At 64.0% G+C, this 25,616-nt stretch carries 32 protein-coding genes and 1 pseudogene; 17 read left to right on the forward strand and 16 right to left on the reverse strand.

All coding sequences use genetic code 11. From position 1 onward, the window contains the following. Both ACX80U_RS16335 and ACX80U_RS16340 read right to left on the reverse strand, forming a co-directional pair. Positions 1-279 (reverse strand): annotated as a pseudogene (locus tag ACX80U_RS16335) (fasciclin domain-containing protein); the annotation flags it as partial. A gap of 263 nt (positions 280-542) precedes the next feature. Then, a complete protein-coding gene (locus ACX80U_RS16340; protein WP_459269189.1) occupies positions 543-1,268 on the reverse strand; it encodes an SDR family oxidoreductase in 726 nt (241 codons plus the stop codon). Positions 1,269-1,385: 117 nt separating this feature from the next. On the opposite strand from ACX80U_RS16340, the gene ACX80U_RS16345 reads away from it, so the two are divergent. Further along, positions 1,386-1,778: a MerR family transcriptional regulator gene (locus tag ACX80U_RS16345; RefSeq protein WP_208740618.1), complete on the forward strand. Its 393-nt coding sequence runs from the start codon at positions 1,386-1,388 to the stop codon at positions 1,776-1,778. 126 nt (positions 1,779-1,904) lie between these two features. On the opposite strand, the gene ACX80U_RS16350 is transcribed toward ACX80U_RS16345, so the two are convergent. The 3 genes from ACX80U_RS16350 to ACX80U_RS16360 form a co-directional block, all read right to left on the reverse strand. Beyond that, the gene (locus ACX80U_RS16350; RefSeq protein ID WP_459269190.1) at positions 1,905-2,774 is read right to left on the reverse strand and encodes an AraC family transcriptional regulator; all 870 of its coding nucleotides are present in this window, start codon (positions 2,772-2,774) and stop codon (positions 1,905-1,907) included. Positions 2,775-2,978: 204 nt separating this feature from the next. Further along, positions 2,979-3,347 carry an SdpI family protein gene (locus tag ACX80U_RS16355; protein ID WP_459269191.1) on the reverse strand — a complete coding sequence of 123 codons (369 nt, stop codon included), beginning with the start codon at positions 3,345-3,347 and terminating at the stop codon, positions 2,979-2,981. A 204-nt stretch (positions 3,348-3,551) separates the two neighbouring features. Then, positions 3,552-3,902 carry a hypothetical protein gene (locus ACX80U_RS16360; RefSeq protein ID WP_459269192.1) on the reverse strand — a complete coding sequence of 117 codons (351 nt, stop codon included), beginning with the start codon at positions 3,900-3,902 and terminating at the stop codon, positions 3,552-3,554. A 145-nt stretch (positions 3,903-4,047) separates the two neighbouring features. Between ACX80U_RS16360 and ACX80U_RS16365 the strand changes: the two genes are divergently transcribed. Next, positions 4,048-4,656: a DUF1349 domain-containing protein gene (locus tag ACX80U_RS16365; protein ID WP_459269193.1), complete on the forward strand. Its 609-nt coding sequence runs from the start codon at positions 4,048-4,050 to the stop codon at positions 4,654-4,656. A gap of 181 nt (positions 4,657-4,837) precedes the next feature. Here the strand turns inward: ACX80U_RS16365 and ACX80U_RS16370 are convergent, their stop codons facing one another. Continuing rightward, on the reverse strand, positions 4,838-5,707 hold the full coding sequence (locus tag ACX80U_RS16370; RefSeq protein ID WP_459269194.1) for an EamA family transporter: 870 nt from the start codon (positions 5,705-5,707) through the stop codon (positions 4,838-4,840). Positions 5,708-5,799: 92 nt separating this feature from the next. On the opposite strand from ACX80U_RS16370, the gene ACX80U_RS16375 reads away from it, so the two are divergent. Continuing rightward, complete coding sequence (locus ACX80U_RS16375; RefSeq protein WP_459269243.1) at positions 5,800-6,654, forward strand: LysR family transcriptional regulator; 855 nt, start codon at positions 5,800-5,802, stop codon at positions 6,652-6,654. Between the two features lie 119 nt (positions 6,655-6,773). Here ACX80U_RS16375 and ACX80U_RS16380 read toward each other — a convergent pair whose 3' ends face one another. Then, a complete protein-coding gene (locus ACX80U_RS16380; RefSeq protein WP_459269195.1) occupies positions 6,774-7,718 on the reverse strand; it encodes an alpha/beta hydrolase family protein in 945 nt (314 codons plus the stop codon). A gap of 119 nt (positions 7,719-7,837) precedes the next feature. On the opposite strand from ACX80U_RS16380, the gene ACX80U_RS16385 reads away from it, so the two are divergent. Together ACX80U_RS16385 and ACX80U_RS16390 are read left to right on the forward strand one after the other, a co-directional pair. Next, complete coding sequence (locus ACX80U_RS16385) at positions 7,838-8,458, forward strand: TetR/AcrR family transcriptional regulator (protein ID WP_459269196.1); 621 nt, start codon at positions 7,838-7,840, stop codon at positions 8,456-8,458. Between the two features lie 1,271 nt (positions 8,459-9,729). Next, positions 9,730-9,987, forward strand: coding sequence for a hypothetical protein (locus ACX80U_RS16390; RefSeq protein WP_459269197.1), 258 nt, complete (start codon positions 9,730-9,732; stop codon positions 9,985-9,987). A gap of 465 nt (positions 9,988-10,452) precedes the next feature. Here ACX80U_RS16390 and ACX80U_RS16395 read toward each other — a convergent pair whose 3' ends face one another. The 5 genes from ACX80U_RS16395 to ACX80U_RS16415 all read right to left on the reverse strand — a co-directional run bounded on the left by ACX80U_RS16395 (position 10,453) and on the right by ACX80U_RS16415 (position 12,546). Then, positions 10,453-10,890 (reverse strand): hypothetical protein, encoded by a 438-nt coding sequence (locus ACX80U_RS16395; protein WP_459269198.1) that lies wholly within the window; start codon positions 10,888-10,890, stop codon positions 10,453-10,455. 137 nt (positions 10,891-11,027) lie between these two features. After that, entirely contained in the window at positions 11,028-11,387 is a 360-nt protein-coding gene (locus ACX80U_RS16400; protein ID WP_459269199.1) for a GNAT family N-acetyltransferase, read from the reverse strand. 233 nt (positions 11,388-11,620) lie between these two features. Further along, complete coding sequence (locus ACX80U_RS16405) at positions 11,621-11,830, reverse strand: DUF4177 domain-containing protein (protein ID WP_459269200.1); 210 nt, start codon at positions 11,828-11,830, stop codon at positions 11,621-11,623. Between the two features lie 116 nt (positions 11,831-11,946). Beyond that, the gene (locus ACX80U_RS16410; RefSeq protein ID WP_459269201.1) at positions 11,947-12,255 is read right to left on the reverse strand and encodes a hypothetical protein; all 309 of its coding nucleotides are present in this window, start codon (positions 12,253-12,255) and stop codon (positions 11,947-11,949) included. Between the two features lie 9 nt (positions 12,256-12,264). Next, positions 12,265-12,546 carry a hypothetical protein gene (locus tag ACX80U_RS16415; RefSeq protein ID WP_459269202.1) on the reverse strand — a complete coding sequence of 94 codons (282 nt, stop codon included), beginning with the start codon at positions 12,544-12,546 and terminating at the stop codon, positions 12,265-12,267. A gap of 85 nt (positions 12,547-12,631) precedes the next feature. Here ACX80U_RS16415 and ACX80U_RS16420 point away from each other — a divergent pair, with 85 nt between their 5' ends. The 3 genes from ACX80U_RS16420 to ACX80U_RS16430 all read left to right on the forward strand — a co-directional run bounded on the left by ACX80U_RS16420 (position 12,632) and on the right by ACX80U_RS16430 (position 14,117). Then, on the forward strand, positions 12,632-12,916 hold the full coding sequence (locus ACX80U_RS16420; protein WP_459269203.1) for a helix-turn-helix domain-containing protein: 285 nt from the start codon (positions 12,632-12,634) through the stop codon (positions 12,914-12,916). 164 nt (positions 12,917-13,080) lie between these two features. Then, complete coding sequence (locus ACX80U_RS16425; RefSeq protein ID WP_459269204.1) at positions 13,081-13,710, forward strand: hypothetical protein; 630 nt, start codon at positions 13,081-13,083, stop codon at positions 13,708-13,710. 152 nt (positions 13,711-13,862) lie between these two features. After that, complete coding sequence (locus tag ACX80U_RS16430) at positions 13,863-14,117, forward strand: hypothetical protein (RefSeq protein WP_459269205.1); 255 nt, start codon at positions 13,863-13,865, stop codon at positions 14,115-14,117. 69 nt (positions 14,118-14,186) lie between these two features. Here the strand turns inward: ACX80U_RS16430 and ACX80U_RS16435 are convergent, their stop codons facing one another. Continuing rightward, positions 14,187-14,882, reverse strand: a complete 696-nt coding sequence (locus ACX80U_RS16435) for a hypothetical protein (protein ID WP_459269206.1) — start codon at positions 14,880-14,882, stop codon at positions 14,187-14,189. A 116-nt stretch (positions 14,883-14,998) separates the two neighbouring features. Here ACX80U_RS16435 and ACX80U_RS16440 point away from each other — a divergent pair, with 116 nt between their 5' ends. After that, positions 14,999-15,289: a hypothetical protein gene (locus ACX80U_RS16440; protein ID WP_459269207.1), complete on the forward strand. Its 291-nt coding sequence runs from the start codon at positions 14,999-15,001 to the stop codon at positions 15,287-15,289. 77 nt (positions 15,290-15,366) lie between these two features. On the opposite strand, the gene ACX80U_RS16445 is transcribed toward ACX80U_RS16440, so the two are convergent. Next, positions 15,367-15,588: a hypothetical protein gene (locus ACX80U_RS16445; protein WP_459269208.1), complete on the reverse strand. Its 222-nt coding sequence runs from the start codon at positions 15,586-15,588 to the stop codon at positions 15,367-15,369. Positions 15,589-15,696: 108 nt separating this feature from the next. After that, positions 15,697-15,996, reverse strand: coding sequence for a hypothetical protein (locus ACX80U_RS16450; protein WP_459269209.1), 300 nt, complete (start codon positions 15,994-15,996; stop codon positions 15,697-15,699). Between the two features lie 409 nt (positions 15,997-16,405). Here ACX80U_RS16450 and ACX80U_RS16455 point away from each other — a divergent pair, with 409 nt between their 5' ends. The 3 genes from ACX80U_RS16455 (at position 16,406) to ACX80U_RS16465 (ending at position 19,455) form a co-directional block, all read left to right on the forward strand. Beyond that, positions 16,406-16,588, forward strand: a complete 183-nt coding sequence (locus ACX80U_RS16455) for a hypothetical protein (RefSeq protein ID WP_459269210.1) — start codon at positions 16,406-16,408, stop codon at positions 16,586-16,588. Positions 16,589-16,915: 327 nt separating this feature from the next. After that, positions 16,916-18,715 (forward strand): hypothetical protein, encoded by a 1,800-nt coding sequence (locus ACX80U_RS16460; RefSeq protein ID WP_459269211.1) that lies wholly within the window; start codon positions 16,916-16,918, stop codon positions 18,713-18,715. A 542-nt stretch (positions 18,716-19,257) separates the two neighbouring features. Further along, positions 19,258-19,455: a hypothetical protein gene (locus tag ACX80U_RS16465; protein WP_459269212.1), complete on the forward strand. Its 198-nt coding sequence runs from the start codon at positions 19,258-19,260 to the stop codon at positions 19,453-19,455. A gap of 642 nt (positions 19,456-20,097) precedes the next feature. Here ACX80U_RS16465 and ACX80U_RS16470 read toward each other — a convergent pair. Continuing rightward, positions 20,098-20,313: a lipase family protein gene (locus tag ACX80U_RS16470; protein WP_459269213.1), complete on the reverse strand. Its 216-nt coding sequence runs from the start codon at positions 20,311-20,313 to the stop codon at positions 20,098-20,100. A 336-nt stretch (positions 20,314-20,649) separates the two neighbouring features. Here ACX80U_RS16470 and ACX80U_RS16475 point away from each other — a divergent pair, with 336 nt between their 5' ends. From ACX80U_RS16475 to ACX80U_RS16495, 5 genes are all read left to right on the forward strand, one after another. Then, positions 20,650-21,183 carry a GNAT family N-acetyltransferase gene (locus ACX80U_RS16475; protein WP_459269214.1) on the forward strand — a complete coding sequence of 178 codons (534 nt, stop codon included), beginning with the start codon at positions 20,650-20,652 and terminating at the stop codon, positions 21,181-21,183. A gap of 122 nt (positions 21,184-21,305) precedes the next feature. Beyond that, on the forward strand, positions 21,306-21,602 hold the full coding sequence (gatC, locus tag ACX80U_RS16480) for an Asp-tRNA(Asn)/Glu-tRNA(Gln) amidotransferase subunit GatC (RefSeq protein ID WP_459269215.1): 297 nt from the start codon (positions 21,306-21,308) through the stop codon (positions 21,600-21,602). Between the two features lie 3 nt (positions 21,603-21,605). Beyond that, positions 21,606-23,120, forward strand: coding sequence for an Asp-tRNA(Asn)/Glu-tRNA(Gln) amidotransferase subunit GatA (gene gatA, locus ACX80U_RS16485; protein ID WP_459269216.1), 1,515 nt, complete (start codon positions 21,606-21,608; stop codon positions 23,118-23,120). Next, entirely contained in the window at positions 23,120-24,634 is a 1,515-nt protein-coding gene (gene gatB / locus ACX80U_RS16490; protein ID WP_133082126.1) for an Asp-tRNA(Asn)/Glu-tRNA(Gln) amidotransferase subunit GatB, read from the forward strand. Before gatA ends, gatB begins: the two co-directional genes overlap by 1 nt. A gap of 25 nt (positions 24,635-24,659) precedes the next feature. Beyond that, the gene (locus ACX80U_RS16495) at positions 24,660-25,550 is read left to right on the forward strand and encodes an aminoglycoside phosphotransferase family protein (protein ID WP_459269217.1); all 891 of its coding nucleotides are present in this window, start codon (positions 24,660-24,662) and stop codon (positions 25,548-25,550) included. Positions 25,551-25,616 lie beyond the last annotated feature (66 nt).

Raw genomic sequence — 25,616 nt, forward strand, 5'->3', positions numbered from 1 at the left:
GACGGATCCTGCGCCGTCGGGGACGGTCTCGGCGTAGCCGGCGCAGCCGGGGCCGACGAGGTTCGCGGCGGGGTCCATCATGGCGTCGGCCGAGGCGGAGGGGGCCATGCTGGCTTCAGGGGAAGCGGACGCGCTCTCGGGGCCCGCCGTGCTGCTCTCACTGGCCATGCTGCCCGAGGTGGTCTCGGTCGCATCGGTGCCGCCACACGCTGCGAGACCGAACATCGAGACTGCTGCGATCCCGAGGATCGAGAGGTTCCTGCGCTTGGTGAGTTCCATGCTTCTCCTTGATAGGTGGGCGGGAACTGATCGCCGCCCTCTGTGTCCGACTTCCCGACGCTGCACTCTTCGCCGATGTCTTACTGGTCCTTCGGTGACACCTTCCGGGCAGATGGGTGCCGGACCGAGGTGACGCGCGACACAGCTGCCCGCCATCCGCGGGTGGTGACCTGTCCTACCGCATCCGGGGTCGCGCTAGGACGGTACTGGCCGACGTGCCTGCTGCTGCCTGCCGGCCAGTACCTGCTGTCAGTGCCCTGCTGTCAGTGCCCTGGGAGCTGCGCGTAGAGAGCGGCGGGGTCGTGGGCAAGTGACGCCTTGACCATCGCGCTCCACTCGTCGACGACCACCTCGATCGCGCCCACGGCCAGTCCGTCGAAGGACGCACGGGGTACGAGTGCCGGGTCGATCATCGGTCCGTCGTAACCGGCCATGATGTCGGTGTCCGCCGCACCGAGGTGGACGCCCTGAACGAGCGTGCCCTGCGCCGCGAGGTCCTGCCGCACGCCGTTGGTCATGTTCCACTCGGCAGCCTTCGCGGACGCATAGCCTCCGTTCCCGGGATAGGAGAACCAGGACAGCGCCGACAGCACATTGACGATTCCCCCTCCGCCGTTCGCCGCAAGGGTCGGAGCGAACTCGCGGATCATGTCCAGCGTGCCCCAGAAATGCGTGTCCATCTCGCGGCGGAGCGCGTCGAGGTCGCCCGTGACGAGGGGCGTCGAGGTGGCGATGCCGGCATTGTTGATCAGCAGCGTGACGTCCGACGCCGTCCGTGCCGCTGCCACCACCGCGGCGTGATCGGTGATGTCGAGCCGGAGCACCTCGACGCGGTCCAGGGCCGCGAGATCACGGGCCTCGGGGGTGTCGGTGCGTCGTGTCGTGGCGTAGACCTTCCGGGCTCCCCGTGCAAGGAGTTCGTCGACGAAACGGCGCCCGATGCCTCGGTTGGATCCGGTGACGAGGGCGATCTGGTCGGTGATGTCCATGTGTGGCGTTCTCCATTCTCGCGGCCGGGCCTCGTGCCCTGCCTGCTCGGTTACAGTAGGACTTCACGTTGACGTCAAGGGCAAGTCCGGCCCGGACGTCGGAGGAAAGGAGCGCTTGTGCGCATCGGAGACATCGCCGAGCGGACCGGAGTCAGCACCCGGGCTCTGCGCTACTACGAGGAGCAGGGACTCCTGCCGGCGGATCGGACGGCGCGGGGCCAGCGCGTGTACGAGGAGGCAGCCGTGGAGCGGGTCCAGCTGATCCAGCAGCTCTTCTCTGCAGGACTTGCCAGTCGCACGATCGTGGACCTGCTTCCGTGCGTCGACAGGGGTGAGGCGAGCGACGAGGCACTGGCCCTGCTCCAGCGTGAGCGCAACCGGATCACCGAGAGCATCGCCGAGCTGGAGAAGGCGCGTGCCCAGCTCGACCGAGTCATCGAGATATCCCTGCACCCCGACCCGGAGCACTGTCCCGCTCTCCGCGACGAGACGTCACCCCTCCCGGCGTGAGTCTTCCGGTCGGCATCGGACCCAGGCAGTAACGCTGCCCGCCCTCAGAACGGGCGATTCCGTCCCACAGGACCCCCGATCCCTGTGCGGACATGCAGCCCCGGCGCATCAGCGCCGGCGGTCGGTTCAGTCTGCGTGTTCTACCGGCAGCCATAGTTCGCAGGTGGCCGTGCTGAAATCCTCGGCGTGATCGAGGACCGCGACGATCGATGGTCCGGGGCGGAGGCGCCACGGGTTGGAAGGGAACCAGTCCGTGGCTGTGGCCGCCCAGACCGCCTGCAAGGTAGCCGGGTATTCACCGTCGGTGCGGAATACGGCCCATGTGCCGGCAGGAACATCGGCCGTCCACAGATCGTCGGGGGTCCGGGTCGTGTCGGTGACGGCGACGCCGTGCACGTAGGTCAGCTCGCTGCCCTCGACGTAGTCAGGGTCGACGTCGAGGCTCACCTGGAGCAGCCCGGCCGGCTCGGTGTTGCTCAACTCCTTGAGCCGGGCGTGTTCTGCGGCAGGCACGGAAGCGATGTGCGCCTGGATGTGGGGATTGGCGCCCTGATGGATGAGGGGCACGCGCATGGCGTGGCCCACGAGATTGAACGCCGGCCGCTCTGTGACGCGGGTGTCCATGGTGATGTTCCCTTCGACGGTCAGGCGGAACCTGAGCTGTGACTGAGTGCGAAGGGGACCACCGTCTCGGCGGACAGCGCTGGGCCCGACGCCGTGGACGGAGCGGAACGCTCGGCCGAATGCTTCAACCGATCCGTAGCCATGGCGCACCGCGATGCTCAGCAGGTCTTCGTCGCCGAGTACCTCTGCCGCGGCGAGTGTCATCCTGCGGCGCCGGATGTACTCGGACAGCGGCATGCCGGCCAGCGACGAGAACATCCGCCGGAGGTGGTATTCCGTCGTCCCGAGTCCGGTTGCCAGAGCATTGACGTCCAGGTCGCCCGTCAGACGGTCCTCGAGCAACTCGACGAGTCTGTTGAGTGCAGCGATCACGGCTCTCCCTTCACCAGCCATCCTTCCAAGCCGAGTCGATCGGCACCCTACTATTGCGGTCCGATCCGATCGCCCCGGCCCTCGGCGTCCTGCCGGTGGGCCGGCAGCCCAGCAGCTCCGCAGGCGACTGGGCATGCATGGTGAGACCGGCCGGCAGGCTGCATTCATCGAATCAGATCGCCCGCTGAGGGCTGCCACACCCGATCACCTGGGTGCCGTGCGTGCAGCACGATTGGCGGCCGCGGTCGCCCGGAAGAGGACCACGGTCTGCGCGATGAGCGCCGCGAAGGCCGTCAGAGGTCCGGCCTGTCCGCCGGCCAGGAGTTGTGCGCCCACCGCGGAGACTATTCCGATGACAGCGACGAGCCTCATTTTCTTCAGTGCTGGGAGGGCGGCCTGATGACCGGCGACCCATGCTTCGTCGGATGCCTGCGTGTACCTGGTGCGGATTCCCGCTGCTGCGTTCCGACTGATCAATCCCTCAGCGGCTTGGCGCACGACGAACAGGCAGACGGCCGGCAGGAGGACCATGGTGAGGAGCAGGATGGCGAGTGCGACGGACTCCTCAGACACGCAGATACCAGGTGGCGTTCTGAAAGGACATCACTGCGATGAGGGCGAATACAGCGCCCTGGATGCCCTGCACCGCAGCGTCACGTGTCACAGCGCGAGTTCTTCCTTCTGCGTGCTGCTGGTGTTGATCGTTCGTCCCCCTTGCCATGCCCTCGAGTCTAGCCAGAGCCATCCGCCACGTCGCCAGTAATGATCTGCGTGCTGTCAGGACGTAGCTGGCCAGGGCAGGTCGCGGGGGACACGAAGCTGTCCCCACCCGAAACGACTCTCGGCAATGAAGTCTTGAAGCTCACTCTGCACGAAACGAATGAGCGCATCTTCGCCATCCTCAGGGCGGAGACTGCCGGATCCGCCCTCTTCGCCAAGCACCTGCCACCTGACCCACGTGTCGTTCGTCGTGATGATGGTGTCGCCAGGAAGCTCTCCGCCATTCCCACCGTCGGCGACCCGCTCCAGCCGGAACGTCGACGATTCCAGCTCTGCAGCGCTGAGCAGCGATTCGAAAATGGGCTCGAGGAGTCGCTTCACGTCTCGCACGTACTTCACCTCGGTCATGTGTACACGATAGAGACCTCGAAGCTGTCGGCGCCTGCCGTGATTGCCCGTATGCCGGTCGGTCAGCGGACCCTCGCCATGGTGTCGGATGTGACACTGCTTGAATAGAGCTTGCGAATCGAGCGATCGAGCGAGGGGATATGACGTGACACCAGCAACCAGAGAAGCTCACGATGACTGGGGTCGGGGGACATGGCGCAACCCGCCCGTAGGTGTGGTCGCTGATGGTGGGACTCTGCAGGTGACCGCAGCGGAGAAAAGTGACGCGTGGAGGCACACCTCGTATGGCTTCGTCCATGACAGCGCGCATGCCTTGCTGGCACCGCTACCTGCAGAAGGGGCGATGGAGGTCTCATTTCTGTTGGATTACACCGAGCAGTTCGACCAGGCAGGGATCTATCTTCACGTTTCGGAATCCGTGTGGATCAAAGCCGGTGTCGAGGTGTCCGACGGAATCCCCCAGGTGGGGGCCGTCGTCACACATGGGGTCTCTGACTGGTCCGTAGCACCTGTCCCTGAGTGGATCGGCCGGGAAATCACAGTGCGCCTCAGCAGGGCCGGTAACGCCGTCACTATCAGAGCCCGCGCTGGGGATGAGCCCTTCCGGCTCGTCCGCGTCGCCCCTCTTGACGAATCCGCGCGTGCTGAAGCCGGCCCGTTCTGCGCCTCTCCCACGCGGGCCAACCTCACGACCACCTTCACCCGATGGGTCGGAACCGATGCAGATGCGACGCTGCACCCTGGACAGGACTAGGGCCACAACCCCCGTCGGTGGGGCGTGCCCGAGATGGTAGAGGATCGCTGACCGGCGGACGTCCCGCCGAAGGTCGACCACAGGTGGTTGGTGCGACGCCGTGGCAGCACGTGCACTGATCGGTCACGGGGATGGTCAGCAACGCCTGTGACCAGTCACATCTTCGAGGGTCGCGTGGTTCCTATCCGGGCTGTGGTGGGTTGCCGGGGAGGAGGAGGGCTGTGGTGTTCGCGGTGACGATGAGGGCTATGCCTACCCATTCGGGGGTGCCGAGGTGCTCATGGAGCAGTGTCGCGCCGATGAGGGCGGCCAGGACGGGGTTGATGCTCATGAGGATCCCGAAGAGGTTTGCTGAGACCCTGCGTAGTGCGATGAGGTCTGCCACGAACGGGATCGTGGAGGCCAGGACACCGGAGCCGACGGCGTAGAGCACAGTGAGCGCTTCCGGGCGGGTGGTGACGAGTATCCAGGCGCCGATGGGCAGGAACAACGCGGCGGAGATCCCTGTGGCCGTGGCGGTGCCCTGGACCCCTGGGATGCGGTGTCCGATGGTCCTGTTGAGCAGGATGTACGCGGCCCAACTGCACGCGGCGATGAGCCCGAGCCCGAGGCCCAGGTAATCGGTGGTGGGTTGGGGCCGCGTGATCGCCATGACGCCGGCACCGGCGATGACAGCGCAGAGTGCGCTGGTCCGGGTCCGGGAACTCAGCAGGGCCACCGCGAGGGGCCCGCAGAACTCCAGGGTCACCGCCAACCCGAGGCCGATGCGTTCGATGGCCAGGTACAGGGTGAGGTTCATGGTCCCGAAGACCAGTGCCAGGAGCACCACCGGCCACCACTGCGCCCGGGTCAACTCCCACACCCGCGGCCGAACGATCGGGAGCAGGATCAGCGCGGCGATGACCTGCCGGACGGCGACGACGCCGACCGGCCCGATGACCGGGAAGGCCAGGGACCCGCTGGTGGCTCCGAGCTGGTTCGAGAGCGCCCCTCCCAATGCAACGCCGATACCCCTTGCCCGGCCGCTGCCCGTGTGTCCAGTTGTCGTCATTGTGGAAGTCTGACCACCATTGACTGCCTGCACATAATGCATGAATGCTCGCGTTGATGCGCTGGACGCATGGATAGGCTGGAGGTGTGGATATGGAACTGCGTCACCTTCGATCCCTCGCGAGTGTCGTCGATTCGGGGACGTTCACCGATGCGGGGATCGAGCTCGGGATCTCCCAGACCGCTGTCTCACGCAATATCGCAGCCCTGGAATCCGTCCTGGGTGTCCGGATCCTGCACCGCACCACCCGCCGCGTGGAACTGACTCCGGCCGGGGAACGAGTCCTGCGCCATGCCCGCCGGGCCCTGGCTGTCGTCGCTGATCTACGCCAGGAAGCACTCACCGGTGTGAGCACGATCCGGATCGGGTACGCGTGGTCCGCCCTGGGCAAGCACACCCCTGAGTTCCAACGTCGATGGGCTGCAGCCCTCCCGCACCATGAGCTGCGTCTGGTCCGGACGAACACCCCGACCGCAGGACTGAATGAGGGCACCAGTGACCTGGTGATCCTGCGCCGCGTCCCCGAAGCAGTGAATCTCGAGCTGGCCCTGATCGGTGCGGAAAAACGCTACTGCGCGATGTCCGTCGATGACCCACTGGTCACCAAACGCACCGTCACCCTCGCCTCGGTAGCGGAGTCAGCGTTGGCGGTCGATCATCGAACCGGAAGCACCCAACTCGACCTCTGGCCCGAGGACGGCCGGCCACACCGCACTATCCCCACCAACGACGTCGACGACTGGCTCACCCTCATCAGCAGCGGCGCAGCCCGCGGCGTCACCGCAGAATCAACAGCACACCAATACCGCCGCCAAGGCCTCACCTACCGGCGCGTCCGCGACGCACCACCCGTGCCCATCTATGTTGGTTGGGAAAGAACTGACCCGCCGGCGATCCTGCGGGAGGTCATCACGCTTCTCGCAAACCTCTATCAATCACCCCGCTAAAAGCCTGCACGCAACGGGATCCGCTAGCGGTCACTGCACCGCGGGTTGAGCGAGGACTTCCTGCGGCGGATCACTATGAGCAGCAGGAATACAGAGCCCACTACTGCGGGGCCGCGGTGTTACTTGCTGTCGGCGCGGCCGATCGGGTCGGTGCTGTTGCGGAATGCTTCCCGGGCAGTGGCCCAGCTGTTTTCGTCGACGCGCAGGGCGGTGCGGAGGTAGGCGGTGCTCAACCGCTGGATGACGGCGACTCGTTCCGGGTTCTCGTCAGTGGTCTCGGCGACTTCGTATCCCACGATCCCGCCTAAGGCGTGCCCGGCACCGTAGAAGGTTAGGATGTCGGTGGCGCCGGGGCTGTGGGTGTACGCGTCGGTGAACCAGTCCGGTCCGCGGCTGGACATCTTTGACTGGTCGTGGTCGCCGGCGATGACCAGTGTCGGGGTGGTCAACTCGTTGAACGAGGGGCGCATGAACGGGAAGTTCGCCTGCGCGAACGGGTGCAGGTCGTCCCCGCCGAGACCAGTGGCGGCAAAGAGGATGCCCGCGGTGACGCGGCTGTCGGACATGTCCTCACCGACGTGACCGTCCTCGTCGAGGATCCGCGCGCCGAGGAGTGACTGCGCCGTCTGGCCGCCCCAGGAGTGACCGGTGGCGGCGATGCGGCTGCGGTTGACGCGTCCGGCGAGGCCCGGGAGAGCCGCTTCGATGGTGTCGAGCTGATCGAGGATGCGGGTTAGGTCCATGATCCGCTCGGTCCAGATGGTGGGGAAGACCGGGTGGTCGAACCCGATCCCGTTCCGGCGGGAGTCCAGGTGCGTGGGCTGGATGATGACGAAGCCCCGCGAGGCCCAGAACGCCGTCAGGGGGGCGTACCCGTCGAGGTTCCACCCGTTGCCGTGGGAGAACACAACGACGGGCAGGTCCACGCCCGCTGCGGGTGCCGACACGCGGACCTCGAGCGGGACCGGCCGCCCCGGAGCGGACAGTGTGACAGGCGCAACGGACACGACCGGGCCGCCGGCGCCGATGATGCCGTCCAGCGTCGCAACGATTGGTGAGGGCATGTGGGTTTCCTTTTCAAGGAGCTGCGCTCTGCCATACTGGTTATCGGAGCGTCGTTCCGCAACATTACGGAACGGCGCTCCGATACGCAAGCGGAACGCTGAATCGGTGAGGAGTGTCCGTGATTGACACGCAGAACGACGACCAGGCAGCCGTGCGTCCGGTCGGCCGTCCCCGTCGGAGCCGACAGGCTCTGCTGGATGCGGCCGCGGCGGTGTTCGTGGAATCCGGCATTGATGCACCGGTGCGCGAGATTGCGGCGAGAGCTGGCGTTGGGACGGGCACCATCTACCGCCACTTCCCAACCAGGCCGGAGTTGGTCGTTGCGGTCTACCGTCACCAGGTCGAAGCGTGCGCAGAGGCAGGCCCAAGGCTCCTCGCCAAGAGTGCGACCCCAGAGATAGCGCTCCGTGAGTGGGTGGCGCTGTTCGTGGACTTCCTGGTGACGAAGCACGGTCTCGCCGGGGCTCTTCACGGCGACGACGCCGGATCGGATGCGCTGCACGCGTACTTCGTGGATCGCCTTGTGCCGGTCTGCGGCTCTCTGCTTGACGCGGCCCGCGCAGATCAAGGTCCTACTGAACAAAAACCGGCCCTGAACGGGTACAGCCTCTTGAAAGGTGTCGGCAACCTCTGCATCGGAGCCGCGAGCGACTCCGACTACGACGCTGATCAGCTCGTACAAGCCCTCGTGTCCGGCGCGCTCACCCCCGGCCAGCCGCCCGTCGCGGCCGTCCGGTAGACGATCCTCTACCGGGATCGGTCAGCGGTTGGGACGACCCTGATAATCGTCGGTAGAGAACTGGTCTATGAGGCGCTGTAGCTTAGGTCTGCGACGGTGAGTCCAGATTGGGTACCAGATCGCAGTTCCGGCAAAGAAGGCAGTAGCGAGAACCCAAAACCAGGGGTGCTCGCGGTTCTCGGTGATGAGGTAGATACCTAGCGCTGTAAATCCAGCGAACAGAAGTGGGCCAGCCCAAGCCATCCACCGATCTCGACGGATAGCCCTGTGCAACTCGGGGACCCACTGTGCAGGCGACGCATCCAGTGGCGGTCGGCCGGCGGACATGGCTCGCTCGAAGTTAGATCTGGTGAGCGAACCCGACGGTTCCCTCCGCTCTCTCGAACTCTTCCATCGACTGACAAGCAAGATGGCACCGGAAATAACCAATCCAGTGACCACAGCTACCGCGACGTCAGCCGGTTCCAGTGCTTCACCGCTGAGCAGGTCCATGCCAAGCAGGAGCAGCACGTACAAAGTTGCGAGGACCAGGAAATACATCCAATTTGATCTACGCCGGGACCGGCTTGTTGAGGAGCTACTGGCCAAGAAAACCGGTCCCATCAGTTGCAGATCTACAGTCTGTCAGCCCTAGCTTAGGATCTTGGCGCACAGTTCATTCCTCGCCGGGAGAGGGCAGTGTCAGGCCGATCGCGCGAAGCACATGTGAGTTCAAAGAGGGATCGGCCTATGGGACTACTTCGGCTTCCTTCCCTGCTTGAACCGACCGTCAATCAGTACATGTTCATTTCTAAGGAACCAAAGGCCTACTCACCGGAGGCAGTTCGAGCCTCGATGTGGTTCGTGATCGTTCTCTGCATCGGCGCGTGGGCGCTCTTTTTCTTCATCGCTCCGAGTGATGGCATCTGGCCAGCTCTCGGTCTCCCCCTCATCCTCACCGGCTGCTTGATCTACGGTCTCTACCGGAACCGCCGCTCGTGAACGCGAGTGCTTCGTCTGCGATCGTTCGCTGGCAAGGCATAACTGATGTTTGAGGTTTCGCCGAAAGTCGCCACGGTCGTCTCAGTAGTCATGGCCGTCATCTGTATTGGTGGAGCCGTGGCTGTGTTTACCTTTAGCCCGAACAACGGGATTGTCTTCGAGACGCTTCTGCTAGGCATAGGCATCTTCAGTCTCGTCCTTGGCGCGATGATCCGTCGACAACGGCGGTAATCGGATCCCGCCGACGTCCCGTTGACCGATCGGCCTGCAATACGAGGAAGAATGGCGCTATGAAGCTCAAGGGCATACCTATCTGGCTGGGTATCGGCGCCATCATCGTCGTCTGCGCAGTGGTCTACTTCCTTCTTGGGTTTGAGCAAGCTCTTGGAGCGTTGGTCCTCCTTGCCGCACTCTACTTTTTCCCGTGGGACAACGGTGTTGCAGCAGGCAACGCAGAGGCGGCGAAGGTCGACGCTTACCGCGAGAGATGGCTTGCAAGGCGGAAGGGGCGACCTCAGGAACCTCGCTCCAGCGACTCGACTGATTAGGAATCCCGCAGGAGGATCCTCTGCCATTCGTCTCCTGGGCAAGCAAAGAAAGTGTGCGTACCCACGCTAGGCTCACGTGGAACGACTACAGGGGGCATCGTGAAGGTCTGGCACTTAGCCGTAGTTTCTTGGATCGTCACCGCGCTCGTTGCAGTCCTGGGAGTCACCGCGACACGAACAATCTGGTACTTCCAAGAGCCAGTCGTCGACTCAGTCGCTCAGCCCGACAGCTACTTCGTGGCTGCGGTTTGTGGGCTCTTGGTGCTCGCACTGAGTTTCCTCCTCAGCTGCGCCCTTACTGCTATCTCAGGGCAGTTCGCATCTAGACGCAGGACCAGCGGCACCAACTAGACGTCCCGCTAAGGGATCGGCTACCGGGACAGCGTCTGTCGTGATCGAAGTTGCTAGTCAGTTAGAGGTGAGGAGTCGACCTTCCATCGCTGGCTTAGTTCAATGTAAAAGTCGTCAGCTAGGAGTCGTGGTGGAGCGAGTGTCATTTCTCAGATCAGCGTCGACGGCAGCTATCAGGCCGAGCATCACAGCCGAACCGGCGGCGGAACCGAAACCAACGAGAATCGCACCAATCATCCAGAGCCCGGTGACGTCTGCTGCGGCAGCTGTGGTGATCCAGGCGAAAGTGAAGCTAGCCGGCATCACCAAGAAGGCAACAGTGAAACGCAGCAGGCGTTGCGCCAACCAAAACACTGGGATGCTGCAAAGGAAGGCCCCGACACCCTGCCACACGGCATAGGGCCCGCCCAGACGGCCCGTCGATCGGTCGTACTGATACTCGGTGTCCCAGCCGAACCAGCCGTACCACAGCCCTGCTGTTAAGACTCCGATCAGGAGGACTAGGGCGACCTGCTGCTTATCAGTTCGAACGGGATCATGGGTCAGACGCATGCTTCACAGTAGGCCAGGCAACCTTCTTCGAGTGCTTACCTGATCGTCCAAGTTCTCAGCAGTGTGAGTGTGGCCGGTGCAACCGTCTCAGATACCGATCCTCAACCGCTCAGTATCGTGCCGCGGGGCGAGGGAGCTCAGTCGACGAGTGCTTTTTCGAAGACTTCGTCGGTCTCGGTCGTTGACTGCTTCTGCCCGTCGTCGTCGACGTACTGGTAGGTCGTCGTTGTTGATCGTCCCGTAGAAGTGAAGCCCAAGCGCTCATAAAGCCGGCGTGCACTGTCGTTTTCGGTGCTGACGTTGAGGTAGAGCTTGTCGAATCCTGACTGCTCGACGTAGGTCTCTGTCCAGGCGCACAGGGCTGTCCCTACACCGGTGCCTCGAGCGGACTCCTGCACATAAAGATGCTTCAGCTCCGGAACGTGATCGGAAACGAGATCCAGCACGACGGTCCCGACAGACAGGTTGGTGCTTGCACCAGGCCGCTGCGTAGACAACGGTGCTGGCGGCCTGGTGCTTCAGGAGATTGCGGGCGATGCCCGATCCCGGCGGCTCTATCGCTTCCAATGCGTCCAAGTCGCCGTCGACACACTGCCGAATCTGAATCTCGTCAGTCATGCTGCCCCCTTGCCTGGCGTCTCCCTCGGACCTACTGAGGACAAGCCTCAATGCCTTTATCCCGTTGAGGATCCCTCAAAGAGCGTCCCGCCGAGGGACCAGATAAAGCGCTCTATGCAAGACTCTCGAACACCATCGTCGCTTGAATGCGGTCACCGCCACCAAGTCCTTTGCTCCCGCTGCTCGAGGTGGTGATGGTGTGGAGCCGGTAGCCCTTTGCGGCTTGATCGTTGATGGACTTCTCCAGCGAAGTCAGGTTGCCCGATCCAGTTCCAAGCAGCTTTTCTTTGAGGATTACCTGTAAGACGACGTAGTGCGGCATTGAATGAGATCCTCCCGTTGCTGGTCAATTGGGGCCATGCTACTCGGTGTGGCGGGCGCTTCCCTTGGGCAGGGTAGTAACACCATTAGGTTTCAGCCCTTCCGCAAGCCGATCCTTCAGCGCGCATTCCGCCGACGCGATGAGGCCAGCTCATGATCGGGGAAACCCTCGCCGATCCCACCTCGCTCGTAGAAGCCCCTCACAAAACTCCGCATTTCCGCCACGAGTTCGTCGCGCGTCATGGAGAGCACGGGGGTTAAGGGCTCGTCGGTCGAACTAGCGATGAATCGACTTGCGTTGAAACCGTAGGTCCCATCAGCTGGTCCGTTCAGCCACGAGATGTCGTAGTTGAGCGCACCGCTGGGTTGACGCCTCTCGCTAATGCGAAACAACTCACCGTCGACGATGACCTCGAAAGGCTCCATTCGCCGAGTCTAGATTGAAGGCCGTGAGCGCTTCCGGGAGTACCGGGACGCGAGGTCAGTCAGCGCCAGGGTGGCGACGATGATCGATAGTGCGGTCGCGGCAAGGCCGATGTAGAGCCCTGTGAGCATCGCCATCGGTGAGCTCGCTTCGGACAGGAAGCCGATCCCTCCGACCGCTCCGACGACCCAGAATCCGGCCACCGAGAGCAGCACCGCCATCGACGGCAGGGCCGTCCTGTTGTCCGTCAACCACCGCGCCGGCCGAGCTGCCTGAATCCCCATGAGTGCCATGCTCCAAGTGTCCGGTTGGAGAGTCCGAAGGCGCCTGACGACACGTATCGAGTCGGTCACGGTTCGGCCGCGATAGCCTGATCCGGTGGCACGAGGCGAGAACTCCGAACCGACCCCGATGACGCGCGCGGCTGCAGCCGTCATCCGCGCCCAGATGGGCGCCCTCGAGGTGACACAGGCCGACGTCGTGCGCGGCACGTCGATGTCCCAGTCGACGGTGAGCCGGCTCCTCAAGGGCAACAACGTCTTCGATCTGGCCCAGCTCGAAGAGGTCTGCGCGGTCCTCAGAATCGACCCGGCTGCCGTCGTCGACAAAGCGCGGCAAATGGCCTCCGAGCAGGCGTTGCAGGGCCCCGCGCAGCAGGTGTGAGCACGTTTCCAGCACCGTTGATAACGGTTTGGACCGGGGGCAATTCCGGGCTTTCCATGCAAGCTTTTCATTAGTAACGTCGGCTCCGGGGGATGCAGCACTGCAGGGCTTATGCCGGGCGATATTCGCCTCCCGTTCGACCTCTGCCTCAGGACAAGAAGCCCGTGACCAAGCTGCCCTCCATCCTCTCCCTCGCTGCCATCGCCGTGGTCCTCACCGGCTGCGCCACCACTCCTGCCGCCGACTCTGAGGTGAATGCCACTCCGACGCCATCTGCCAGTGCATCTGCATCCGCCACCGCTTCCGCAACGCCGTCTCCCGCGGCGGCTGCTACCCCGTCGAGCCCGCCAGCGGCAGAGCCGACGCAGGAAGAGACTGCGCCAGCAGAAGCGCCGCCTGTGGTCGTCGAGACGCCGGTCAAATCTCCGGCGCCTGAGCCCTCGGTCAACGCTCCGGTCGAGGAGCAGCTCATCATCGCCACCAACCACTCGTGGGACGAAGCATCGCGCGTCTCCGTCAGCCAGGGCTCCATGTTCACGGTCACCGGCACCGGATACCAGCCCGGCCAGAACGTGCTCGTGAGCATGGGTGCCTCCCAGTCCGATTTCATGGTGATGGAGGAGCAGTCAGTCGTCGCCGACGGCACGGGGTCCTTCAGCCTCCCGATAACCGTCGCTCCCGACCTCGCGCCCGGCGCCTATGCTGTCCTCGCTCTGGTGAGGGACGGGGTGGAACCCGGTCCGGGTGTTGAAGCAACGAAGCAGTTCGCCCTCGTGGACGTCGTCCCCGCCTAGGTCCACCAGACAAAGCCCCTGGCCAAATGCTTCTTCGATGCTGCGCCACACACAGATTGCATAAGAGCGGGTCCTTGCCCGGGTCACCGCTAGTACATTCTGGTGAGATGCGATCCGGCACACGAAAGTGGAAAAACACTGTCACGTCAGTTGTGGCGTTGCTCAACGACCTGGATCCGTACGGTCTGGAATCGGGCTCGGCAGAAGGTGCACCCCAAGATGAGTACGAACCCGAAGCTAGCCCCATAGCCGGTTTATTGATCAACCATGGATCACTCGGCAGTGAGGAAGTGGACGCGATCTGGCTGGAGTGGTTTGAGGAACCTCTGAGCGAAGTCGTCGGTTCTGAGGCGGTGACCCGCTTCTGCGTAAGCCTTAGCTCCTTGAACACCTCCGCAGGCGGCTGAGAGAGCGTCCGTGGACTGATTCCTCAGTAGGGAATAGTGGTTGGCCGGATCAGGGTTCGTCGTGCCGCCTCATGTGTTCCTGCGCGGCAGCGTGCATCCTGCGGTACTTTTCTCCCGACTCGATGGCTGCGACGACAGCAGGGTCTGAGTCACGGCGAAGAACATCAATGACGTCTTCGGGCAGGTCGACTTCTCCTGCGAGATACCAGCGTGCGACAGGTGATCCTGAGGCGGCGACATGGCGTGCACGATCGGGGTCCGTGGGAATCCGTCCGTTGGGGTGTCGAGCCGCTCGATCTGGAAGTGGAGGTGCGGTGGCGAGCGATGACGGCTTGGCTGGTAGGCCGGCTGTACGTTCAAAGAGATTCGGGTAGGGCCTCCGTCCCACATCACCCAGTCGGGTCCGAGTCCCGTCCATTCCGCCCAGCGCGCATCATCACGTGACCACGTTGGCCACCCTGGGCCGGACTCGTGCTGGTGCAGGTCCTCGCTCTGGTCAAGCCGCCGCGCGAGGTCCAGGCCCGTGGTGAAGACCACCGAAGCGTCCTCCTCGGTCTGGAACACGGCCAGATTCGGTGCGTAGCCCGACGACAGCAGCGACCAGGAGGGCTCGTCAGGGCAGTACCAGTGCCCGCCGTCCACCGCGCGCACCCAGCCCGCAGCTTCAATACCGGCGGCCATAGAATCGGCGTCAGAGAGCAGATCACTGTTGACCGCTTCACGCGTCACGAACAAGACCTTATCGAGGACGGCGTCATTGACCATGTCGCTAGTCAGTCAGGCAGTGATCCACCTGTCAATGCATTTCATAATGGGATCCGATAGCGAACATCAACGAGTTGATTGCTTGCCGAATTAACGGCCTCCTATAGTCTCGAGCCATGAGTGAGGAGGGCCCTGCTAAGAGGGTGAACCCGAAGATGAACCGTGGAAGTTTTCGGCTGCAGTTCACCATCTGGTCGGTGTGGACTGCTCTTCAATTATTAGCCATCACGAACAACGTGCTAGGCGGCGAGCACTGGGCGTTCGGGGAGTACCTCAACGTGATCATGCTGATCTTAGGGTTGGCCGCTCTTGGATACTTCCTTCGTGTCCGTCGTCGTGACGAGCACTTCTGGAGAGCTGAAGAGGAACGACGGGCTGACTGGGAACGACGAGGTCGATCGCTCTAGACGCTCAGCGATGTGTCCGCTCGAGGATCCTTCTGCGAACCTATGCCCTAGGTTCCGTGCTCGACGACTGCTGAGTGTCATCGAGTTAGAAGATCAGCCGCAACGATCATGAGCCCGCCTGCGAAGAGCATCACCGACACAGCTACCCATACCGTAGCCAGGCCAGCAGCAATTTCGGGCTGCCGGTCCTCGCCGATGTTGAAGGCTTGGAGCAGCACGTTTGCCTGGAAACGCCCAATGACCTTTCTTCCGCGGAATGCAGCAACCGCGAGCAAGATCATTACAAAACCAGCGCCCACGCGCTTCACCTTGCTTTCACTAAAGCGCTCATATGGTGAAGGTACCAGCCTGAGCGGGGAGGGATCGTCGAACGGGACGCCCTGCTCACTGGCTAGTACATGTGCATCCTAGTCATGCTGAGCCCATCTCTTCTTTTCAGCTCGGCTGAGCAACAGCACCGCCACAATAATCAGGGGCAGCGCGATTGCGACGAGAATGAGCGCAGCGGCTCGACCGACGAACACGTTCAAGGGGATGGCGACCAGAACCAGTATCGGTGTCATCGCCAGCAACAAAATCTGACTCAGTCCAAACTTCGGTTTTTCAGAGTTCTTGGGTTTAGCCACGGCGTCGGACTCCTTGCTGTAGTCGAACGTGCTCTTGACCAGTCTCTCGTAGCTCGTCAGCGCGAGGACGTAGCCGGACATCACTTAGCTCGGACAAAGGGGTCCATTGCAGGATCGTCCAACGGACGCTGAGTGTGGTTACCTCAAGGGCTTCGGGAAGAATGGGGCGATGACGAATGTACTAACCCTTACCGAGCGACGTGTCCCCGGCACTGTTTGGAGAAGGCGGGGTCTTTTTCGTCGTGGTCATACTGAGCACACAGTGTCGGTGCACTTGGACTTCCTCGTCGACAGTAAGCCGTTGTCTACTTGGATTCAGGAGTGGGAAGGACACGACCTTGCGGCAGGGAGTGTCTCCCTCATGACACGTGCTCGTCCAGATCTCGCAGTCGAGCAGATTGATCGGCTTCTTGGGCGCCGAGCGCACCAGTACTGGGATCGGTGCTGGCTCTTGTTCTGTGGTGCCTGCTGGGATGAGGGTTGCGGCGGGGTGACCGTAGACATCAGCCGCGCTGATGGGAAGGTGCTTTGGTCTCGTCTCGGCTGGGACAACTCCTACGATCCTGAGACAGAGCAGATCGAGAACGCCGTTGAGTTTGTTTTCGACGAACTGAACTACGAGCGAGTTCTATTGGAAGCGCGCACCCAACTCGTAGCTGAGCAAACGATCTAACAAATATTAGGGCAATGACTGCCTTCTTGGCCGTCCCGCTGGTGGATCCCTCAACGAACATCCAGTCTCACTAGCGCTGAAGGCCAAAGACCGGGGCAGAAAAAGGCCGGTATGACGAATATCCCGACGCTGGCCGAGCGGCACGTACCCGGGACCAAGCTAAGAAGTGCTACCTCTGAGGCACAATAGAAGCTTGCCGTGCAACCTTCGGGGTAAGGAGCGGCTTCTCCACATATTCCGAAGGAACTATAAGGGTGAGGCAGCAAATAGTCGGATCAAGCCGATGGCCTCATCATCGGGTCTTGTCTGAAACTAAGGGGGACGCGCATGAAGGTTGAAGAGCGGGCCGAACGAGCCGCAGCGGTGCATCGGATTTCAGCCGCCGTCCGGGCCAGTGCACGAGACGGCGACAAAGGCGCACTGGAACTTGAGCACGCACTCGTTTTCCTTGACGAACTGGATCTCCGGGTACTCCGCGAAATCGAGCGTGAACTTGGTACCGAGAGCAGCGTCATCACTCATCCCGGCATCGGCCGCAACGGCCCGGGAATCGCGGCGTTCCTGGGCCAACGATACGCAGCATCTATCGGGAAATCGCAGTATTCACTGACGACACCGGTTACGAGAATCAGAGCCGACATATTGGATCTTCTGGTGTTCCGCGACATAGAACGCGCCCACGGAGGCACTATGTTCACCCGGGTCGTTCAGGGCGTCAAGAAGGCGCTTGACCTTCCGGAGCACGGCAGCCTCGCAGAAACCGGATTCGCCAGATATGGGGCATCCAACATCTTTCTCCTGCTCGATGTGGCGGCGTCCTTTGCCACAGTGCAGTTCGAACGGACTTCTGTGGTTCTTACCGGTGTCCGAGGGCCGGAGGGGATGGACCTCTACGCCGACGCACTCGACAACTGCCATTTCATGACAACCAGCTTTGCGCGGTACCTGCTCAAATCACAGCCCGGACCTGGGAATCTCTCTACGGCAGGTTCCCGGGGTCGGCTGGAGCGGTTCGGGATCTCGCCTACCAAGATCGATTACGAACGGCTCCTCCTCGAGCTGGAGAAGTTGCGGGCACTGTTACCGGAATTGAGCAGCGCCTACTCGTCCTGGGGAACGAAAAGCACCGGTAAGGTTCCGCTTCCCCCGGACGAAGCAGGCCGCGATGATGAAGCACGGATGGAGTTCCAGGTACTGCGGCGGACCGGTGTGCCGCGTACCGCCGGCGAAGCGAACGAGCAACGCCTGGTCCGCCGAACCTGGACGTTTCGCCTCCGTGAGAGGAGGGCAACTTTCGCGGCCGCCAGTGCGAGCGTCGCGATGCTGGGGTACTGGCTGTTCCTCCAAATAACGGCCCAGGATCTGTCGGTCCGGCTCCTTCTGCTAGAAGCCGTGCTGGGTGCACTTCTCGCCGCGACAGTTTGTTCTTTCCTTGATGCTCGTGAAAATGGCTTCTTCCAGACTGCCGCAGAGCTTAATCACTACACCGTGCTGCAGGGCCGGCGCGACGCCACGTTCCTGGCTGCCTTGCAGAAGGTCCGGCCGGAGGTCGCCGGGCTGAAGCACGCCGGTCTCCCACGGCTTTTCACGGTCATGGCTGAACGCGACGGCCTTACTTTCCTCGGGCGTGGCCCGAGGCCCAAAATGGTCGCATCCTTCCACTGGGTGCATGTCGCAAAGTTGACGGCGCCCCGGGGCGCCGCCGGATCACCACCCCGGGTGGCGTTTGTGGTGCGACGCGAAGGAGACGAGGTGGAACTTGGGTTCCCTTTGGAACGCGCAAAAGTGGCTTGGACACAACGCAATCTTCTCGAGAACAAGCCGATGGAAGCAGTCCTGGCTTTGCTCCAAGGCCTGCGAACAAACTGGACCCTGCCGCCGTTTGGCGACCGACGCAGCAGTGACGAGTGGGACACCTCCGAGCGGTTCGCGCTTCTCCGATCCGGAGTGGTCAGGGGTACCCCGTATGAGCGTGAGGTGCTCGACTGGGAATCCCGGCGGAAAGAGCGCGTAGAACTGAGTGGAGGGGATGTTCGCCGCAGGACGCAGATGAGACTCGGTGCCGCTATTGCTGCCCTACTGTTCGGCATCGCGGTGCTGGTGCCGTTCTTCTCCGCTCTGCAGTGACCGCAAGGGTACCGCCCGGGATTAGTAATTGTTATGCCAGCGGGCGGGAAAATTCCCGATTACTTACGGGAATTGCAAGCGATTTTATGTCGTTCGTGCGTAGGCCGGGCCCGACCGTGCCTAGATGACTATGTCCGTCATCAGATATACAACGATCAGCCCGTTTGGCATCCCTGTGCTGTGGCCGAAAAGCCCAACTACGACGGGTACCAAACGGCTATAATCGACAAAACGAAGAAGACTCTTGCCGCACGTTTCACCCTGAGTTTCCGCACGAATGCAACTGGGGGAAATTCCCTCACTGGTATGGTCTCTTTCGCTCTAAGATCACGTCCCGATGGATCATCACAGACGATACTTAATTTGTACCGATCAAGGGTCCTCCACCGGGCACTCCCACCGCAGCCCTGCAGCGGCTGGAGGGGCAATCCTGTACGGGCGCCAGCAAGCATCCGCCGCCGAAAGTGAATTGAGCTGAGGGGATAGGGACCATGCGAGGAAATGTGTGGGCGTGGGCCAGCGCTCTGATTGGGGCTGCAATTGTGGTGCTGATCTTCTTTTACGGCACCGAATACGGAACCTGGATCGACGAAGCTGGCTCCCTTAGGGTTGAGCCCCCAACCTTTATCCTTCCGTTCGCAATCGGCGGACTTGGCTTTGTGCTCCTGATCGGTGGCGTCATCGCGGGATCAAAGGGAATGCCGAGCGCCGCAAGTTCCGGCCGCGAAGCTGAGCGCTAACGCTAGCGGTCACATCAGGGCAACGCGCTCCTATCGCGTCGTAGAGCGCAGAAGTACTTAGGCCGATCCTTTAGCGGGCAGCAGGGCTGGTCCGTGCGAGCCAGTCTCTCACTAGGGCGGCGGTGAGTTCCGGGCGTTCAAGATGGGCATTATGGCCAGCGGAATCCAGCACTGCGTAGGTTCCTCGGACATAGTGGTCGCGGAGTTTCCACCCGTCCTCGTAGCCAGTCACGTGATCCTGCCGCCCGAAAAGGTGCAACGAGGGAGCTCCGAACGGAGCAGGGTGCGCGATCTCCGGTTCGACCGAGAGCGCATGATGCTCGGCCACCTGTTCAAGAATGGTTTGGTTCGCGCCACGGAGGCCCGGAAGTGCATACCGGGTGAATGCTTCGAGCGTGGTCCGGCTCTGGACGACGGCCATCTCTTCGTAGTCATCCCTCGCCTGGCCACCAAAGCCAGAACGGAGGCGTCCTCTCGGACAACCTGCCGACGGGGAAGGATGCGCGCCTGATGGGTCGGCTCGTACACGCCCGCAAGAGTGGCCAGTCCAAGGACCTGATCTCGACGCTCGTGAGCGACATACCGTGCAATCATGCCTCCAAAGGAGTTGCCCATCACCGCAAAAGGCCGGTCGCCAATACACTACTGAATGTCGTCCAGGGCCCCTTGTGCGACATGGTCTGCGCTAGTGGTGTTGCTGCTGTCAGCATTTCCTTCGGTCCACGGCAGGTCTAGATAGATGCGCTGCCACCCGGATTCTTCAATGGCGTCCTCCAACGGCAGCATGATCCGATCATCCACGCCGAATCCGTGGATCACGACTAGCGGAAGGCCTTCTCCTAAGACTTGAGCAATCACGACCAGAGCCTACAGGTCTAGCTGGAGCCCCACTTAGGATTTCCGCCATCGGCGAGCATTTGTCGCGCCCGTAAGCCGGTCCCTTACTCGGACAGATGCATATGAGTGGATGGCGAAGGAGGCGGCCGCATAGACACTGCACTCAAGGATTCCCGTAACACCCGCCCGGGAAAATGCCCGGTGAAGGTACGGGGTGCCTTATACGGACACGCTCCTGCCGCCTGCAGGCGGTCCACCGGAGGTGTCCGGGTGCCACTGCGGTCGAACCTCCGCCCGGGGCCGGGACATCACCTGGCCGAGCGTCGTCGAGCCCCTGCCCCATGGCAAAATGAACCGGTGACTTCCGCTCCGTCCGGCAACGCCGTGTCCGACTCCCGCCTCACCATCCGTCCCGTCCAGCCGGAGGACTTCGACGACGTCCGTCGCATCACGCGCGGCGCCTACCTGGAGGCCGGCTACTTCGCCGACGATTCGCACCCCTACATGGCGGTCCTGTCCGACATCGAGCACCGCGCCCAGCACGCCGAGGTGTGGGTCGCCGAGCGGGACGGCGCCGTCGTCGGGTCGGTCGCGCTGACGTTCGCGGGCCAGCGGTACACGGACATCGCCGTCGAGGGTGAGCTCGAGTTCCGGATGCTGGCCGTGGACCCCGCCGTCCAGCGCGGGGGCGTGGGCCGGGCCATGGTCGAGCGCATCATCGAGCATGCGAGGACGCTTCCCGGGATCGAGGCGGTGAGCCTGACGAGCGGTTCGGACATGGTGCGGGCGCACCGCCTCTACGAGTCCATGGGCTTCGTCCGCGTCCCCAAACGCGACTGGGAGGTCCCCAACGAGGACATCCTGCTCTGGGTCTTCCGCCTGCCGCTCTGAGGCGAGGAAGCGCACGGGACGGCGCGTCGTCGTGCCGGGACGTCCCGTCGGATGCCGGGTGCCGGACGCGCCAGCACTAGACTGGAGGGCAGATACCCACTTCCGACTTCCAGGGGAGATCCATGGCTGAGATCAACCGGGACGACGTCGCGCACCTCGCGCGCCTCGCCCACATCGACATGACCGACGACGAGCTCGACCGCATGGCCGGTGAGCTCGCGGTGATCGTCGACTCCATCAAGACCGTGAGCGAGGTGGCGGGCGACGACGTCCCGGCGACGAGCCACCCCATCCCGTTGAGCAACGTGTTCCGCGACGACGTCGTGGGGGAGACCCTCACCAACGAGGAGGCGCTCCTCGGCGCCCCTGACAACGCGGACGGCCGCTTCAAGGTGCCTGCCATCCTGGACGGGGAGTAACCCATGACCGAGATCATCCACCTCTCCGCCGACACCCTCTCGCAGAAACTCGCGTCGAAGGAGGTCTCCGCCGTCGAGGCCACGCAGGCCTACCTCGACCGCATCGGCGCCGTGGACGGGGCGATCAACGCCTTCCTGCACGTCAACACCGACGAGGCGCTGCTCGTCGCCGCCGAGGTGGACAAGGCCAGGTCCGACGGCGACACCCTGCACCCCCTGGCCGGCGTGCCCATCGCGGTCAAGGACCTCATCGTCACCAAGGGCCAGCCCACCACGGCCGGGTCGAAGATCCTCGAGGGCTGGCAGAGCCCGTACGACGCCACCGTGGTCCGCAAGCTGCGCGCCGCGAGAATGCCGATCCTCGGCAAGACCAACCTCGACGAGTTCGCCATGGGGTCCTCCACGGAGCACTCGGCGTTCGGTCCCACCCGCAACCCCTGGGACCTCGACCGGATCCCCGGCGGGTCCGGTGGCGGCTCCGCTGCCGCCGTCGCAGCGTTCGAAGCCCCGTTGGCCCTCGGCACCGACACCGGTGGTTCCATCCGCCAGCCCGGCGCCGTCACCGGGACGGTCGGCGTGAAGCCCACCTACGGCGGCGTCTCCCGCTACGGTGCGATCGCGATGGCCTCCTCGCTCGACCAGATCGGCCCCGTGTCCCGGACGGTCCTCGACAGCGCCCTGCTGCACGAGGTCATCGGCGGCCACGACCCCCACGACTCGACGTCGCTGACCGATCCCGTCGGCGCACTCGTCGAGGCCGCCCGCCTCGGCCAGGTCGAGGGCATGCGCATCGGCGTCATCAGGGAGCTGCAGGGCGAGGGCTACCAGGCCGGTGTCCTGACGCGCTTCTCGGAGTCGCTCGAGCTGCTGCGTTCGGCGGGTGCTGAGATCGTCGAGGTCTCCTGCCCCAACTTCCAGTACGCGCTCGGTGCCTACTACCTGATCATGCCGTCGGAGGCCTCCAGCAACCTCGCGAAGTACGACGGGGTGCGTTTCGGGTTGCGTGTGGTGCCCGACGGCGCCCCGACGATCGAACGCGTCATGGGGGCCACCCGCGCCGCAGGCTTCGGGGACGAGGTCAAGCGCCGCATCATCCTCGGCACCTACGCGCTGAGCGCCGGCTACTACGACGCCTACTACGGCTCGGCGCAGAAGGTCCGCACGCTCATCCAGCGCGATTTCGCCGCAGCCTTCGAGCAGGCCGACGTGCTGATCTCCCCGACAGCCCCGACCACGGCGTTCAAGCTGGGGGAGAAGCTCGACGATCCGCTGGCGATGTACCTGAACGACGTCGCCACCATCCCGGCGAACATGGCGGGCATCCCCGGCCTGTCGCTGCCGGGCGGCCTCGCGGACGAGGATGGGCTGCCGGTCGGCATCCAGCTCCTCGCGCCGGCCCGCCAGGACGCGCGCCTCTACCGGGTGGGCGCCGTCCTCGAATCACTGCTCGAACACACGTGGGGCGGCCCGCTGCTGGCCCAGGCCCCGGCCATTCCAGGAAGCGCAGGTGGGAAGTAATGACTGCTGTAACCGATGAGGTCCTGACCTTCGACGAGGCCATGGAGAAGTACGATCCCGTGCTCGGGTTCGAGGTCCACGTGGAGCTCAACACGAGGACCAAGATGTTCTCCTCCGCACCCAACGCCTTCGGGGACGTGCCCAACACCAACGTGACGCCCGTGGACCTCGGCCTGCCCGGCGTCCTGCCCGTCGTCAACGGCGTCGCCGTGGAGTCCGCGATCAAGATCGGCCTCGCGCTGAACTGCAAGATCGCCGAGAAGTGCTACTTCGCCCGGAAGAACTACTTCTACCCGGACACCCCGAAGAACTTCCAGACCTCCCAGTTCGAGGACCCCATCGCGTACGACGGCTCCATCGACATCGAGCTCGCCGACGGCACCGTCTTCACGGTCGAGATCGAGCGCGCCCACATGGAGGAGGACGCCGGCAAGCTCACCCACATGGGTGGCTCCACGGGCCGCATCCAGGGCGCCGAGTTCTCGCTCGTGGACTACAACCGCGCCGGCGTGCCCCTCATCGAGATCGTCACCAAGCCGATCGAGGGGGCCGGATCGCGAGCCCCCGAGCTCGCGAAGGCCTACGTCGCCGCGATCCGCGAGATCGTCAAGAACCTCGGTGTCTCCGACGCCCGCATGGAGCGCGGCAACGTCCGCTGCGACGCCAACGTCTCCCTCCGCCCGCACGGCCAGGAAAAGTTCGGCACCCGCACCGAGACCAAGAACGTGAACTCGCTGCGCGCCGTCGAGCACGCGGTGCGCTACGAGATCCAGCGGCACGCCGCCGTCCTGGACTCCGGCACGCCGATCCTGCAGGAGACGCGCCACTGGCACGAGGACACGCGTTCGACGACATCAGGGCGCCCCAAGTCCGACGCCGACGACTACCGCTACTTCCCCGAGCCCGACCTCGTGCCCGTCGTGACGAACGATGCCTGGATCGAGAAGCTGCGCGCCGAGCTCCCCGAGCCCCCGGCCGAACGCCGCAAGCGCCTGCAGGCCGACTGGGGCTACTCCGACGCGGAGTTCCGCGACGTCGTCAATGCCGGCGTGATGTCCTCGATCGAGGACACCGTGGCCGCCGGCGTGAGTGCCGCCGTCGCCCGCAAGTGGTGGATGGGCGAGATCTCCCGCCGTGCCAAGCTCGCCGACCTCGAGCCCGCCGAACTGGGCGTGACGCCCGAACTGATCGTGGAACTGAACGCGCTCATCGAGTCCGGCAAGATCAACGACAAGCTCTCCCGCGACGTGCTCGACGGCGTCCTCGCCGGCGAGGGCACGCCGGCGGAGGTCGTCGAGCAGCGCGGGCTCGCCGTCGTGTCCGACGACGGGCCGCTGCTCGAGGCGATCGACGGCGCCCTCGCGGCCCAGCCCGATGTCGCCGACAAGATCCGCGGCGGCAAGGTCCAGGCCGTCGGCGCGATCGTGGGCGGCGTCATGAAGGCGACGCGCGGACAGGCCGACGCCGGCCGCGTCCGTGAGCTCATCCTGCAGCGCCTCGGCGTCGAGGGATAGCTCCAGCAGGATCCGGGAGGGTGCGATGGCGGTTCTGCCGAGGGCGGAGATCGACATCCCACCCTCCCTCGTCGTATCGCTGCTGGCCGACCAGCACCCGGACCTCGCGGACCGCGCCCTGCGGTCCGCGGGGCACGGCTGGGACAACGAGCTCTTCCGGCTCGGACCGGACCTCGTGGTGCGGCTGCCCCGGCGGCAGGTCGCCGACGCGCTGATGGTCGCCGAACAGCAGTGGCTGCCCGTTATCACGGCGCGGCTGGCCGTGCCGACGTCGGCGCCGATCCGGTGCGGTGTGCCCGGTCCCGGCTACCCCTGGCACTGGTCCGTCAGTCGGTGGATCGAGGGGGAGTCCGGCATCACCGTGCCCCGCGCCCGTCGCCTGCCGGCGGCCCGCCCGCTCGCACGGTTCCTCGCGGAGTTCCAGCAGCCCGCTCCGCCCGGTGCCCCTGTCAGCCCCGTGGGCCGGGGCGGGCCGCTGGCGGCGCGCGACGACGTCCTGCGGGGCCGGCTCGCATCGCTGCCGAACGCCCCGGAGACCCTGCTGCTCCGGGTATGGGACGAGGCCCTGGCCGCTCCGGCCTGGACAGGCCCGGACCTCTGGCTGCACGGCGACCTGCACCCGGCGAATCTCGTGCTCGGACCGGACGGCGTGCTGGCCGGCGTCGTCGACTTCGGGGACCTGTGCTCCGGTGATCCGGCGACCGACCTCGCCGCCGCATGGCTCGGGTTCGACGCGGCGGGCAGGTCGGTCTTCCGCACGGAGCTCGAGGCCCTGCGGCCGGTCGACGCCGCCACCTGGGCGCGGGCGCGGGGCTGGGCGATGAGCATGGGCAGCGCCCTGGCGGCCTCGTCCGACGACGCCCCGGAGTTCCTCGCCCTCGGACTCGAGGTCCTCTCGGCGGTGCTCGAGGACTGACGGCGGCCCCGCCGTGCGCTCGAGCCCACGCGTGCCCGCCGTCGTCCGCTGATAGTGTTGCTGCCG

The organism is Arthrobacter sp. TmT3-37 (assembly GCF_054510835.1).